The 13,754-nt window shown below is 50.7% G+C and carries 12 protein-coding genes; 7 read left to right on the top strand and 5 right to left on the bottom strand.

Annotated features, from left to right (window positions below; genetic code table 11):
* Positions 1-235 precede the first annotated feature (235 nt).
* The 4 genes from lpxT to yeiP form a co-directional block, all read right to left on the bottom strand.
* Positions 236-949, bottom strand: a complete 714-nt coding sequence (gene lpxT / locus G434_RS17545; RefSeq protein ID WP_001297918.1) for a Kdo(2)-lipid A phosphotransferase — start codon at positions 947-949, stop codon at positions 236-238.
* 38 nt (positions 950-987) lie between these two features.
* A complete protein-coding gene (gene yeiR / locus G434_RS17550) occupies positions 988-1,974 on the bottom strand; it encodes a zinc-binding GTPase YeiR (RefSeq protein ID WP_000198816.1) in 987 nt (328 codons plus the stop codon).
* Between the two features lie 117 nt (positions 1,975-2,091).
* Positions 2,092-3,558: a mannitol dehydrogenase family protein gene (locus G434_RS17555; RefSeq protein WP_001091919.1), complete on the bottom strand. Its 1,467-nt coding sequence runs from the start codon at positions 3,556-3,558 to the stop codon at positions 2,092-2,094.
* Positions 3,559-3,780: 222 nt separating this feature from the next.
* Positions 3,781-4,353, bottom strand: coding sequence for an elongation factor P-like protein YeiP (gene yeiP / locus G434_RS17560; protein WP_001136827.1), 573 nt, complete (start codon positions 4,351-4,353; stop codon positions 3,781-3,783).
* Positions 4,354-4,507: 154 nt separating this feature from the next.
* Between yeiP and G434_RS17565 the strand changes: the two genes are divergently transcribed.
* On the top strand, positions 4,508-4,762 hold the full coding sequence (locus G434_RS17565) for a YkgJ family cysteine cluster protein (protein WP_001446648.1): 255 nt from the start codon (positions 4,508-4,510) through the stop codon (positions 4,760-4,762).
* On the opposite strand, the gene setB is transcribed toward G434_RS17565, so the two are convergent.
* On the bottom strand, positions 4,759-5,940 hold the full coding sequence (gene setB, locus G434_RS17570) for a sugar efflux transporter SetB (RefSeq protein WP_000551977.1): 1,182 nt from the start codon (positions 5,938-5,940) through the stop codon (positions 4,759-4,761). The two genes, G434_RS17565 and setB, sit on opposite strands and share 4 nt — an antisense overlap.
* Positions 5,941-6,307: 367 nt before the next feature.
* On the opposite strand from setB, the gene fruB reads away from it, so the two are divergent.
* From fruB to G434_RS17600, 6 genes are all read left to right on the top strand, one after another.
* Complete coding sequence (gene fruB, locus G434_RS17575; protein WP_000487246.1) at positions 6,308-7,438, top strand: fused PTS fructose transporter subunit IIA/HPr protein; 1,131 nt, start codon at positions 6,308-6,310, stop codon at positions 7,436-7,438.
* On the top strand, positions 7,438-8,376 hold the full coding sequence (gene fruK / locus G434_RS17580) for a 1-phosphofructokinase (RefSeq protein ID WP_000091263.1): 939 nt from the start codon (positions 7,438-7,440) through the stop codon (positions 8,374-8,376). Before fruB ends, fruK begins: the two co-directional genes overlap by 1 nt.
* A gap of 16 nt (positions 8,377-8,392) precedes the next feature.
* Positions 8,393-10,084 carry a PTS fructose transporter subunit IIBC gene (gene fruA / locus G434_RS17585; RefSeq protein WP_000854455.1) on the top strand — a complete coding sequence of 564 codons (1,692 nt, stop codon included), beginning with the start codon at positions 8,393-8,395 and terminating at the stop codon, positions 10,082-10,084.
* Between the two features lie 423 nt (positions 10,085-10,507).
* Positions 10,508-11,449 carry a pseudouridine kinase gene (locus tag G434_RS17590; protein WP_001208153.1) on the top strand — a complete coding sequence of 314 codons (942 nt, stop codon included), beginning with the start codon at positions 10,508-10,510 and terminating at the stop codon, positions 11,447-11,449.
* Positions 11,437-12,375 (top strand): pseudouridine-5'-phosphate glycosidase, encoded by a 939-nt coding sequence (gene psuG, locus G434_RS17595; RefSeq protein ID WP_001292478.1) that lies wholly within the window; start codon positions 11,437-11,439, stop codon positions 12,373-12,375. Before G434_RS17590 ends, psuG begins: the two co-directional genes overlap by 13 nt.
* A gap of 93 nt (positions 12,376-12,468) precedes the next feature.
* Complete coding sequence (locus G434_RS17600; RefSeq protein WP_001309591.1) at positions 12,469-13,719, top strand: NupC/NupG family nucleoside CNT transporter; 1,251 nt, start codon at positions 12,469-12,471, stop codon at positions 13,717-13,719.
* Positions 13,720-13,754 lie beyond the last annotated feature (35 nt).

Genomic DNA, 13,754 nt, shown 5'->3' with positions numbered 1-13,754 from the left:
GATTACCCGATTGGTGCGGTCTTGGCGAGCGGTTTTACATGATTTTTTATAAGAAAAAGTGATACAGAAAGTTAATAAGCGGGATTGGTCAATTAAAGTACGATTGAGTGAAACGCATGCAATCCATTCATTTACTTAGAGAATGATTTTTGCGCGCGATGGATGAAAGCACGGTGCGCATCATCAGGATTATCCTCACTATAAAAATAACCCTGATGATGTTAATTACTGTGAGTTATTTGTTTTGGAAATGTTTGTTTTTTCCCGGTAGTGATTTGTCAAAAAAGGTGATTAATCGATCACTTAATGGCGTCAGCAACACCCAGGGCAAACCGATCAATATCACGGTCATCGAACCTACAATGATGTCAGTAAACCAGTGTGCGCCAATCATTACTCTGGGAAATGCAAAAACCACAAAAATAATAAGGGCGATAAGGCCTGCAACTTTGCCGAAATAACGCCACATGAATGCCGAAAAAATAAGCAGCATCATACCGTGATCGCCGGGAAAGCTATCTCGTGAGGCATCTTTCGTGGGGACAGAGAGCAGTTCGCTGACGCGGTTAATATTGGTAAAAGTCAATGTTGGGCTGGCCCGTTTTACAGGAATTAATGCCTGACCCAGCTGGTTTAATACCACTGCAGTTAATAGCATGACCAGACCAATAATCACGATACGTCGTCTGCCAGGGGCGTTTTCTTTCAGCCAGAAACTCAGCATCAACATTCCCATCGCCAGCAGAGAACAACCGTCGAAAGCGCGATTGTTGGTCAATGCAACCAGCCACAAAAAGGCCTTACTTTCGACCAGTTTCTGATTAAAGAAATAAAAAATATCCGCATCAATCGGCAACCAGAATCCATGATTAACGGGAATATACCAGGAAAGAAACAGCGCGAGGCCGACAATATTCAACAACACTATTTGCGGCAAATTTTTAATCATATTTTCTCTAATTATCTTACTGAAAAACGCAGGCAACCTTACGCGGTAGTCGCTAAACGAAGCTTCAACAGCGCGCTCTGCAAGGCATTCCAGTCAGCTTCGCTGCTGGAAATCAGCTCAATACGACTGTCCGGTGGCGCAACGTTTTGCGTTTCAATGTGCAGGTCATCGCCCTGACGGTTGATTCGCACCAGCCCTTCGGGAATACGCATCACGCCTTTGACGCGTTCCACCGGTGCAAGTCGCGCCCATTCCAGAATGCCAATGGTGTCGAATACCGTATCAGCGTCGAATATCCAGCCACAGGCCTGATGCCCTTGTCCGCTGTTCAGACTGCGACGCCAGCGTTGATGCTCTGGCAGGCTTAACGCTGCTAACCCTTTTTTCACGCTATGATGATGAGAATGTGCGGCGCTGGCGGGCAACTCGGCTAAATTGCGACGCGGCAAATCCAGAAGATGACCGTCAACTTTCCCATGCTCGCTGTGAATTAATTGCCGATCGCCACCATTTTGCTGCCACCAGCGCTGTAGCGCTTGCTCACTTTCGGGCGTCGCACGGTCGGATTTATTGGCGACAATAATGTCTGCGGCAGCCAGCTGGTCACGGAAGTTTTCATTGCTGGCGCTTTTTTCGTCCAGCAGCAGGCGTGGATCGAGAATGCACAACGTGGCGCGCAGATCTATCCACGGTTCATACACGGGCGCGGTTAAGAGATCTAGGATCTGTTTCGGATGACCCAGTCCGGTCGGCTCTATCAACAAGCGGTCTGGTTTTCCCTGACGCAGTAAGGTATTCAATCCTACCTGCATGGGTAAACCATTAACGCAGCACATGCAGCCGCCGGGGATCTCTTTCAACAATGCGCCGCTATCGGCGAGCAAAGCACCATCAATTCCGACTTCCCCAAATTCATTAACCAGTACCGCCCATTTTTCGTTGGGATCTTTATGGGCTAACAGATGAAGAATCGACGTGGTTTTCCCGCTGCCGAGAAAACCGGTGATGAGGTTGGTCCTGGTCACAACGGCTCCGCAATACTCTGGTAAGTTAACTGAGCGTTAATCCTGGCTAAAAAAGGCAGAAAAGAGAAGGGGGGAGCGGACGAAGGCGAGCTTCATCCGCTTTAACCGCAGAAATCGTTAAATTTTGAGGGTGTTTAATAGCGCCTGATGCGCGCCGAATTGTGCGATTTGTTGCCAGGCTTGTTCGATAGCCTGCACAAAATGCGGGTTATCTGGCAGATCATCACCGAAAACTTCACGCAGGGAAAGCAGGGCGGTTACGCGTTGTTCACTGCTACTGCCCGCAACAAGTTCGCGAATTTTATCGCTAAGCGGATCGCGAACATCAATGGCATTTCCGGCATCATCAACGCCGCTGACGTAACGCATCCAGCCTGCAACGCCTAATGCCAGCAACGACCAGTCCGTTTCGCGCCCCAGATGTATGCGAATACCTGCCAGCATACGTTGCGGTAATTTCTGGCTGCCATCCATCGCGATTTGCCAGGTCTTATGTTTCAGCGCCGGATTAGCAAAACGTGCAATTAACTTATCCGCATATTGTGTTAAATCGACATCTTTAATTCGCAATGTTGGCGCTTGCTCATCCAGCATTAATGTTCTGGAGGCATGGCGAAATGCGCGATCCTGCATGCAATCACTGATATGGGCGAATCCTGAGAGGTAACCCAGATAAGCGAGAAAAGAGTGGCTGCCATTAAGCATACGCAGTTTCATCTCTTCCCATGGCAGGACATCATTCACCATTTGTACACCTGCGACTTCCCAGGCAGGACGCCCAGCGACGAAGTTATCTTCCACCACCCACTGGATAAACGGTTCGCAGCTAATCGCGCAGGGATCATTCACCCCCAGATGCTGGCTGATTTCCGCCAGTGATTCGTCGGTTGCTGCCGGAACAATACGGTCGACCATGGTTCCCGGAAAACTGACGTGTTCTTTTATCCACCCGGCGAGTTCTGGTGAACGTTTTTCCGCCATCCCCAGCACCGCGTTTTTCACCACATGGCCATTGTCGGGAATATTGTCGCAGGAGAGTACGGTAAACGGTGCAAGGCCGCGTTCACGGCGTCGTTTCAGTGCTTCGACGAGAATACCCGGCGCGGAGTGAGGTTCTTCAGGGTTTTGTAGATCGTGAATAATCCGCGGATTGCTGGTGTCGAGTGCACCGGTGGCCGGGTCAATACAATAGCCTTTTTCGGTAATCGTCAGGGAAACAATTGCCACCTGTGGCTCGCAAAATTTCTCAATAATTGCCGCTAAGGAATCCAGTTTTGCATTAAGGCATTCGTGAACGGCACCGACAATTATCGCCTGATTGCCGTCCGCCCCTTTCTCCAGCACGGTATATAAATGGTTCTGTGCGCGGAGCTGGCTCATCAGTTGATCACCGCTGAACAAGCTGATTTCACAGATCCCCCAGTCACCGCCCTGGGCATTCAGCACACGATCGGTCAGTAACGCCTGATGTGCGCGGTGAAAGGCTCCAAAGCCAAAATGAACGATACGTGATTGCAACTGCTGGCGATCGTAGCGTGGAGCGTGTACATGATGCGGGAGCGTAACGGAGGCGATTGTATTCATAGGAGTCACGTCTTAGTAACGATTAATTAACAATGACAGTGTAAAGTTATATGACAGCAATTGAAATTGGTCTGGATTGTTAATGCGATGAAGTGTGAGGGCGATCAATCAACGAGTGAAAATTGAGGACGTAAGGTGTTCAGGAAGCGCAAAATAGAAGATTGGTATAATAAATTAAAAAAGGGACAGCCTGAGCTATCCCTTTTCTGCATGCGGCTGAAGTTAGTCAGCACGACCCATATAACGGCGTTCTTCGATATGGATACGAATTTTTTCGCCCGGGCTTAAGTATTCTGGTACCTGAATCACCAGACCAGTGCTCAATGTCGCCGGTTTGTTACGGGCGCTGGCAGATGCCCCTTTGATGCCAGGTGCGGTTTCAACGATTTCCAGATCAACGGTCTGCGGCAGCTCAAGCGCCAGCAGTTGACCGTCCCAGGTCAGCACCTGCATGTCCGGCATGCCGCCCTCTGGCATAAACAGCAACTCTTCTTCAATCTGATCTTTGGTGAAGGTATACGGGGTATAGTCTTCTTTATCCATAAAGACATATTCGTTGCCATCGACATAGGAGAAGTCAACGTAACGGCGGGTCAGCGTCACGGTGTCAACGATATCATCTCCTTTGAAACGCTCTTCTACTTTCAGCCCGGTACGGACATCAGAAAAACGCATTTTGTACAGCGTAGCGGCACCGCGGGCAGTGGGCGACTGAATATCAATATCCTTAACCAGCAGCAGTTTGCCGTTGTAATTCAGTACCATACCTTTTTTAATTTCGTTCGCTCTTGGCATCGAAAAATTCCTGTAGTCGAAAATGTCAAAAATATCGCGACAAAGTACTCGCGACGGGCCTTTCGGGCAAGTGGTATTCGCACTTTTGCTGGTGCAAAAAAGGTGGTACTGTGCGCGCTCATCAATCCGGTGGTTAACCTTAAGAGAACAACGTATGGAATGCCGTCCGGGTTGCGGGGCGTGTTGCACTGCCCCTTCAATTTCCAGCCCTATTCCCGGTATGCCAGATGGCAAGCCCGCCAATACGCCCTGCATTCAGCTTGATGAACAGCAACGCTGTAAAATTTTCACCTCGCCACTGCGACCGAAAGTCTGTGCAGGCTTACAAGCCAGCGCTGAAATGTGCGGTAACTCGCGTCAGCAGGCGATGACCTGGCTTATCGATCTGGAAATCCTGACCGCGCCTTAAACATCTTTAATCCGTAGTAAGCAAAACAGAGTGGCGATAATCATCACCATCGCAAACCAGAACACAGCGTGATAATTCCAGATCTCGGCGACGATGCCCGCCACTGATCCTGCGATGATCCAGCCCACGCGCGAAGTGTTGGTATAGAGCGTGGTGGCTGAACCTGCCTGACCGGGCATCAAATCCTGAAAATAGAGCATCCCGATGCCACCCAGAATGCCAATAAAAATAGCATTTAGCAGCTGCAAGCCCAACAGAATGACAGGTGAATGCGCCATCAGCATTCCTGCGTAAAAACAGACGCCACCCACGGCAGCAACGCGCATTAAGAAACGCTTACCCAGACGTTTGGCGAAATATCCGGCAATCAACATGGTCGGGATTTCCAGCCCGGCGGCGGTCCCCATCATCACACCGGCCAGTTTCTCGGGAAGATGCAGTTCGTTGATAATAAATAGCGGCATGTTGATGATGTACAGGCTGTTCGAGCCCCACATCAATGTACAAATGACAAACAGCAGCAGCGTATCGCGACGGTTACGGCGCGGCGCTTCAACCGTGCCGGTCGCCAGTGGAAGTTCTTTTTGCATCGACGGTAAAAACAGCCACACCATCACGCCGCAAACAATAAACGCTACCGCTGCGCTCAGATACATTACCGTAAAGCTGAAACCCATCGCTAAGGCATAAGCCAGCGGCGGGCCAATGACCCATGCCAGTGAAACCTGAGCGCGTAAAAAAGAGCTGAACATCACCGCTTCACGTCCGGTTTTGTCAGCATGTTCACGGGCGAGGGCAAACATTTGCGGGTTAGCAGTCGAGCCAAAGCTGCTAAGAAAGACGCCAACGAATAGCAAAACAAAGTAGTTGCGATTCCAGGCAAAAAGAGTGCAGGCCAGCACGCCTAACAGGCAGCAAAAGACAATCAGCGATTTGCGATCGCCGCGCTTATCAGAGCGCCCGGCGAGAAACTGACTTACCAGAATCCCAATGACAGCGCTGCCGGTAAAGAAGAATCCCACCATCGCCGGGCGGGCATGTACTTCATCAGTAAGAAAAATACTGAGTGTCGGGGTTTGCAGAGCGCCCGCAATACCGGTGAGAAAAGCAACGATTAAAAACGCCGTCGAGGTCAGGTCAAACGATTTCGCGCTGGAGACTGCGGGGGAGTTATGCATGCTGGTCGATCACTGGAAGAGGAAGACGCGGAGTTTACGCTGCTTGTCAGAAAATAAACAGACAGCGAAATCAAAAGCGCCACGAATAATCAAAATGCCATTTCACTGTTGCTGATTGGCTGCTGACGCTGCTGAAATGAAATTGCTGATAACGGATTTTCCCATCAGCAATTAGGAAAAATGACAAAAAATTGTGCAGCACATCAAACTTTTGCTCATAACTTTACGGCTTTCCTTGCGTGCTGAAACAGAAGTATTATGCTTTCTTGAAACGTTTCAGCGCGATCTTGTCTTTAACCCTAAGCCAGGTTGGCGCTTTTTTTCTCATAGAAGCTGAATCGTTTCAATTCAGCAAGAGAGGAGAACTATGTTCCAGTTATCCGTACAGGACATCCATCCGGGCGAAAAGGCCGGAGACAAAGAAGAGGCGATTCGCCAGGTCGCTGCGGCGCTGGTGCAGGCCGGTAATGTAGCTGAAGGCTACGTCAATGGCATGCTGGCGCGCGAACAGCAAACCTCTACGTTCCTCGGCAATGGTATTGCTATTCCACACGGCACTACCGACACCCGCGATCAGGTGCTGAAAACCGGCGTTCAGGTATTTCAGTTCCCGGAAGGCGTCACCTGGGGTGACGGCCAGGTAGCGTACGTGGCGATCGGTATTGCTGCCAGCTCGGATGAACATTTGGGCCTGCTACGCCAGCTGACCCACGTACTGAGCGATGATTCCGTTGCTGAACAACTGAAGTCAGCAACAACAGCAGAAGAACTTCGCGCATTGCTGATGGGCGAAAAGCAGAGTGAGCAGCTGAAGCTCGACAACGAAATGCTGACGCTGGATATCGTCGCCAGCGATCTGCTGACTCTTCAGGCGCTGAACGCTGCTCGTCTGAAAGAGGCGGGGGCAGTTGACGCCACTTTCGTCACCAAAGCCATCAATGAACAACCGCTGAACCTCGGACAGGGTATCTGGCTGAGCGATAGCGCCGAAGGCAATCTGCGTAGCGCGATTGCGGTAAGCCGTGCGGCAAATGCTTTTGATGTGGACGGCGAAACGGCAGCCATGCTGGTGAGTGTGGCGATGAATGACGATCAGCCCATTGCGGTTCTTAAGCGTCTCGCTGATTTGTTACTCGACAATAAAGCTGACCGCTTGCTGAAAGCGGATGCGGCAACGTTGCTGGCGTTGCTGACCAGCGATGATGCGCCGACCGACGACGTGTTAAGCGCGGAGTTTGTGGTGCGCAATGAACACGGCCTGCATGCTCGTCCAGGTACCATGCTGGTCAATACCATTAAACAATTTAACAGTGATATTACCGTGACAAACCTTGATGGCACCGGCAAACCGGCAAACGGACGTAGTCTGATGAAAGTTGTGGCACTTGGCGTTAAGAAAGGTCATCGCCTACGCTTTACCGCCCAGGGTGCAGATGCTGAACAGGCGCTGAAAGCCATTGGCGACGCTATCGCTGCTGGTCTTGGGGAGGGCGCATAATGAGCAGACGTGTTGCTACTATCACCCTTAATCCGGCTTATGACCTTGTTGGTTTCTGCCCGGAAATTGAACGCGGCGAAGTGAACCTGGTGAAAACCACCGGTCTGCATGCGGCGGGTAAAGGCATCAACGTGGCCAAAGTATTAAAAGACCTGGGAATTGATGTCACCGTTGGCGGCTTCCTCGGTAAAGACAATCAGGATGGTTTTCAGCAACTGTTCAGCGAGCTGGGCATTGCCAACCGTTTCCAGGTTGTACAGGGGCGCACCCGAATTAACGTTAAGCTGACGGAAAAAGACGGCGAAGTGACCGACTTCAACTTCTCGGGTTTTGAAGTCACCCCCGCCGACTGGGAACGCTTTGTGACTGATTCTCTGAGCTGGCTCGGTCAGTTCGATATGGTCTGTGTCAGCGGAAGCTTACCGTCAGGCGTCAGCCCGGAAGCGTTCACCGACTGGATGACTCGCCTGCGTAGTCAGTGTCCTTGCATTATCTTTGATAGTAGCCGCGAAGCGTTAGTAGCAGGTTTGAAAGCGGCACCGTGGCTGGTGAAACCTAACCGCCGCGAGCTGGAAATCTGGGCAGGCCGTAAACTGCCTGAAATGAAAGATGTGATTGAAGCTGCACATGCGCTACGTGAACAAGGTATCGCGCATGTCGTTATTTCACTGGGTGCCGAAGGCGCGCTTTGGGTTAATGCCTCCGGCGAATGGATCGCCAAACCACCGTCAGTCGATGTCGTAAGCACCGTTGGCGCAGGGGATTCTATGGTTGGCGGCCTGATTTATGGCTTGCTGATGCGTGAATCCAGTGAACACACACTGCGTCTGGCGACAGCTGTTGCAGCCCTGGCGGTAAGTCAAAGCAATGTGGGTATTACCGATCGTCCGCAGTTGGCCGCAATGATGGCGCGCGTCGACTTACAACCTTTTAACTGACAGCAGGAGAGGCATAATGAAAACGCTGCTGATTATTGACGCTAATCTCGGTCAGGCACGCGCCTATATGGCGAAGACCCTGCTGGGCGCGGCGGCGCGAAAAGCAAAACTGGAAATCATCGACAATCCGAACGACGCTGAAATGGCGATTGTTCTCGGTGATTCCATCCCGAACGACAGCGCGCTGAACGGTAAAAATGTCTGGCTGGGCGATATTTCCCGGGCAGTTGCGCACCCTGAGCTGTTCCTGAGTGAAGCCAAAGGCCATGCGAAACCTTACACTGCGCCGGTCGCTGCGACAGCACCGGTTGCCGCCAGCGGTCCGAAACGCGTAGTTGCGGTGACTGCTTGCCCGACTGGCGTAGCACACACCTTTATGGCGGCTGAAGCCATTGAAACCGAAGCGAAAAAACGTGGCTGGTGGGTGAAAGTTGAAACCCGTGGTTCTGTTGGCGCGGGTAATGCAATCACTCCCGAAGAAGTCGCAGCAGCGGATCTGGTGATTGTGGCGGCAGATATCGAAGTGGATCTGGCGAAATTTGCTGGTAAACCGATGTATCGTACCTCTACCGGTCTGGCGCTGAAGAAAACCGCGCAGGAACTGGATAATGCGGTTGCTGAAGCAACGCCGTATGAACCGGCGGGCAAAACTCAAACAGCGACCACTGAAGGTAAGAAAGAGAGTGCAGGCGCTTACCGTCACTTGCTGACTGGCGTCTCTTACATGCTGCCGATGGTCGTTGCAGGTGGTCTGTGTATCGCGCTTTCTTTTGCTTTTGGTATCGAAGCGTTTAAAGAGCCGGGTACGTTGGCTGCGGCGCTGATGCAGATTGGTGGTGGTTCAGCCTTTGCGTTGATGGTGCCGGTACTGGCAGGTTATATTGCCTTTTCCATTGCCGATCGTCCGGGTCTCACGCCGGGTCTGATTGGCGGTATGCTGGCGGTCAGCACTGGTTCTGGCTTCATTGGCGGTATTATTGCGGGCTTCCTGGCTGGTTACATTGCGAAGTTAATCAGTACGCAATTGAAACTGCCACAGAGTATGGAGGCGCTGAAACCGATTCTGATCATTCCGCTAATTTCCAGTCTGGTGGTCGGTCTGGCGATGATCTACCTGATCGGTAAACCGGTTGCTGGCATTCTCGAAGGGTTGACTCACTGGCTGCAGACCATGGGGACTGCGAATGCGGTTCTGCTGGGGGCGATCCTCGGTGGCATGATGTGTACTGACATGGGCGGTCCGGTAAACAAAGCAGCGTACGCATTCGGTGTGGGTCTGCTGAGTACTCAAACCTATGGCCCGATGGCGGCGATTATGGCGGCAGGTATGGTGCCACCGCTGGCAATGGGCCTGGCAACAATGGTGGCGCGTCGCAAATTCGACAAAGCGCAGCAGGAAGGTGGCAAAGCCGCTCTGGTATTGGGACTGTGCTTCATTTCGGAAGGTGCAATTCCGTTTGCTGCTCGTGATCCGATGCGTGTGCTGCCGTGCTGTATCGTGGGTGGGGCGCTGACTGGCGCAATCTCAATGGCGATTGGTGCGAAACTGATGGCACCGCACGGTGGTCTGTTTGTTCTGCTGATCCCTGGCGCTATTACGCCGGTACTGGGTTACCTGGTAGCCATTATTGCCGGTACGCTGGTGGCGGGTCTGGCCTATGCCTTCCTGAAACGTCCGGAAGTGGACGCAGTAGCGAAAGCAGCGTAATAAAAGGTGTGTTACAGGGCAGAAATTTCCTGCCCTGTAACATTTGATGCGCGCAAAGAGAATGACCGGTTTGTGAATGTAATTTTATGAATTTAAATGGTTTTATCTTTTAGTAGAAACCTGAAACCTTCATCAAACACTAAGGTTATTTCCTCAAGGGCAGATTAATTTCTGCCCTTTTTTATTGTTCCTGTTCTGTGCATCCCGTCACAAATTCCCCGTTTTTATAATTCAGGCATTTAATCGCGTTTTGTGAGCCTGCTCAAATCTGCCCATTTTGCCTCTCTGGCGGTAATTTACTTTACGTAAAACATGCATACTATGAGCACATGTTTAAATATGAACACATGTTTAAACCGTCTTTGCAGTATCAATATTCTTGTGGATTGACAGGGTTGGTAATTTTTTACCAGAGGACGTGCTATGCGCGAAAAGGATTATGTCGTAATTATAGGTTCGGCGAATATTGATGTCGCCGGATATTCACATGAATCATTAAATTATGCGGATTCAAATCCAGGTAAAATAAAATTTACGCCTGGTGGAGTCGGGCGCAATATTGCACAAAACCTGGCGTTGCTGGGGAATAAATCCTGGCTACTGAGCGCAGTAGGCAGTGATTTTTATGGTCAATCGTTGCTAACGCAAACCAATCAATCTGGTGTTTATGTCGATAAATGCCTGATTGTGCCGGGAGAAAACACGTCGAGCTATTTATCATTACTCGATAATACCGGTGAAATGCTGGTTGCTATAAATGACATGAATATTAGCAACGCTATTACAGCTGAATATCTCGCACAGCACCGTGAATTTATTCAAAGGGCAAAGGTCATTGTCGCGGACTGTAATATCAGTGAAGAGGCACTGGCATGGATTCTGGATAATGCCGCCAATGTACCTGTATTTGTCGATCCGGTTTCGGCATGGAAATGTGTCAAAGTGCGTGACCGTCTAAATCAGATCCACACCCTGAAGCCAAACCGCCTTGAAGCGGAAACCTTGAGTGGGATTGCTTTGTCAGGGCGTGAAGATGTGGCAAAAGTTGCTGCCTGGTTCCATCAACATGGCCTGAACCGACTGGTAATGAGCATGGGCGGCGACGGCGTTTATTACAGTGATATCAGCGGTGAAAGTGGTTGGTCTGCGCCGATCAAAACCAATGTCATTAATGTTACCGGAGCGGGCGATGCCATGATGGCGGGACTTGCTTCGTGTTGGGTAGACGGAATGCCGTTTGCCGAATCTGTTCGTTTCGCACAGGGATGTTCGTCAATGGCGCTCTCCTGTGAATACACCAATAACCCCGATTTATCGATTGCCAACGTTATATCGTTAGTGGAGAACGCAGAATGTCTGAATTAAAAATTTCCCCTGAATTATTACAAATTTCCCCGGAAGTGCAGGACGCTTTAAAAAACAAAAAACCGGTTGTGGCGCTGGAATCGACCATTATTTCTCACGGGATGCCGTTCCCACAAAATGCCCAGACCGCAATTGAAGTTGAAGAAACTATTCGTAAACAGGGCGCTGTACCTGCCACTATCGCCATTATTGGCGGCGTGATGAAAGTGGGTTTAAGCAAAGAAGAAATTGAATTGCTGGGTAGTGAAGGGCATAACGTGACCAAAGTTAGTCGTCGCGATTTACCTTTTGTTGTTGCCGCCGGAAAAAATGGCGCAACTACCGTTGCTTCAACGATGATTATTGCGGCGCTTGCCGGAATTAAAGTATTTGCCACAGGGGGAATTGGTGGTGTGCATCGCGGGGCGGAACATACCTTCGATATTTCTGCCGATTTGCAAGAACTGGCAAATACTAATGTCACCGTTGTTTGTGCCGGGGCGAAATCTATTCTCGATTTAGGATTAACCACTGAGTATTTAGAAACCTTCGGTGTGCCGTTAATTGGCTATCAGACCAAAGCGCTGCCTGCGTTTTTCTGCCGCACCAGCCCGTTTGAAGTCAGTATTCGCCTTGATAGTGCCACGGAAATCGCTCGTGCAATGGCGGTGAAATGGCAAAGCGGTCTGAACGGTGGCCTGGTGGTGGCGAATCCGATCCCGGAACAGTTTGCGATGCCGGAGGAATCTATCAATGCAGCCATAGATCAAGCCGTCGCCGAAGCCGAAGAGCAGGGCGTTATTGGTAAAGAAAGCACACCGTTCCTGCTGGCTCGTGTTGCTGAACTGACTGGCGGTGACAGCCTGAAATCCAACATCCAACTGGTGTTCAACAACGCCATTCTGGCGAGCGAAATTGCCAAAGAATACCAGCGTCTCGCGGGTTAATTTCTGACGGGCAGAAAGCCGTCGCCCGTACTCATCAAGCATACCAAAACCTGGCGCTGACGCCGGGTTTACTGGCATGAAGGGAAAATCATTATGGATATAATGAGAAGTGTTGTGGGGATGGTGGTGTTACTGGCAATAGCATTTCTGTTGTCAGTGAATAAAAAGGGCATCAGTTTGCGCACGGTTGGAGCCGCACTGCTGCTGCAAATCGCTATTGGTGGCATCATGCTCTACTTCCCACCGGGAAAATGGGCAGTAGAACAGGCGGCATTAGGCGTTCATAAAGTGATGTCTTACAGTGATGCCGGTAGCGCCTTTATTTTTGGTTCATTGGTCGGGCCGAAAATGGATGTCCTGTTTGATGGCGCGGGCTTTATCTTCGCCTTTCGCGTACTTCCGGCGATTATCTTCGTTACTGCGCTCATCAGTCTGCTGTACTACATTGGCGTGATGGGGCTGCTGATTCGCATCCTTGGCAGCATTTTCCAGAAAGCCCTCAACATCAGCAAAATCGAATCTTTTGTTGCGGTTACTACTATTTTCCTCGGGCAAAATGAGATCCCGGCGATCGTTAAACCGTTTATCGATCGCATGAATCGCAACGAGTTGTTTACGGCTATTTGTAGCGGGATGGCGTCCATTGCTGGTTCGATGATGATTGGTTATGCCGGAATGGGCGTACCAATTGACTACCTGTTAGCGGCATCGCTGATGGCGATCCCTGGCGGTATTTTGTTTGCACGTATTCTTAGCCCGGCAACCGAGCCTTCGCAGGTCACATTTGAAAATCTGTCGTTCAGCGAAACGCCGCCAAAAAGCTTTATCGAAGCAGCGGCGAGCGGTGCGATGACCGGGCTGAAAATCGCCGCTGGTGTAGCGACGGTGGTAATGGCGTTTGTCGCAATTATTGCGCTGATCAACGGCATTATCGGCGGAATTGGCGGCTGGTTTGGTTTCGCCAATGCCTCTCTGGAAAGTATTTTTGGCTATGTGCTGGCACCGCTGGCGTGGATCATGGGTGTGGACTGGAGTGATGCCAACCTTGCGGGTAGCCTGATTGGGCAGAAACTGGCGATTAACGAATTTGTCGCTTACCTGAGTTTCTCCCCATACCTGCAAACGGGCGGCACGCTGGAAGTGAAAACCGTGGCGATTATCTCCTTTGCGCTTTGTGGTTTTGCGAACTTTGGTTCTATCGGTGTTGTCGTTGGCGCATTTTCGGCTATTTCGCCAAAACGCGCGCCGGAAATCGCCCAGCTTGGTTTACGGGCGCTGGCAGCAGCAACGCTTTCCAACCTGATGAGCGCGACCATTGCCGGGTTCTTTATTGGTTTAGCTTGAGTTTCATTGCCGGATGTACGCCTTATTAAGCGTTG

Origin of the sequence: Escherichia sp. KTE172, from assembly GCF_000408845.1 — a bacterium.
In the GTDB taxonomy this organism is placed as follows: Bacteria; Pseudomonadota; Gammaproteobacteria; order Enterobacterales; family Enterobacteriaceae; genus Escherichia; species Escherichia coli.
This window is presented reverse-complemented; position numbering and strand designations above follow the sequence as displayed.

Excerpts from the sequence above, each read along its gene's own strand:
- lpxT (WP_001297918.1), bottom strand. The coding sequence starts at position 949 with ATGATTAAAAATTTGCCGCAAATAGTGTTGTTGAATATTGTCGGCCTC.
- G434_RS17555 (WP_001091919.1), bottom strand. The coding sequence starts at position 3,558 with ATGAATACAATCGCCTCCGTTACGCTCCCGCATCATGTACACGCTCCA.
- yeiP (WP_001136827.1), bottom strand. The coding sequence starts at position 4,353 with ATGCCAAGAGCGAACGAAATTAAAAAAGGTATGGTACTGAATTACAAC.
- G434_RS17565 (WP_001446648.1), top strand. The coding sequence starts at position 4,508 with ATGGAATGCCGTCCGGGTTGCGGGGCGTGTTGCACTGCCCCTTCAATT.
- setB (WP_000551977.1), bottom strand. The coding sequence starts at position 5,940 with ATGCATAACTCCCCCGCAGTCTCCAGCGCGAAATCGTTTGACCTGACC.
- fruB (WP_000487246.1), top strand. The coding sequence starts at position 6,308 with ATGTTCCAGTTATCCGTACAGGACATCCATCCGGGCGAAAAGGCCGGA.
- fruK (WP_000091263.1), top strand. The coding sequence starts at position 7,438 with ATGAGCAGACGTGTTGCTACTATCACCCTTAATCCGGCTTATGACCTT.
- fruA (WP_000854455.1), top strand. The coding sequence starts at position 8,393 with ATGAAAACGCTGCTGATTATTGACGCTAATCTCGGTCAGGCACGCGCC.
- G434_RS17590 (WP_001208153.1), top strand. The coding sequence starts at position 10,508 with ATGCGCGAAAAGGATTATGTCGTAATTATAGGTTCGGCGAATATTGAT.
- psuG (WP_001292478.1), top strand. The coding sequence starts at position 11,437 with ATGTCTGAATTAAAAATTTCCCCTGAATTATTACAAATTTCCCCGGAA.
- G434_RS17600 (WP_001309591.1), top strand. The coding sequence starts at position 12,469 with ATGGATATAATGAGAAGTGTTGTGGGGATGGTGGTGTTACTGGCAATA.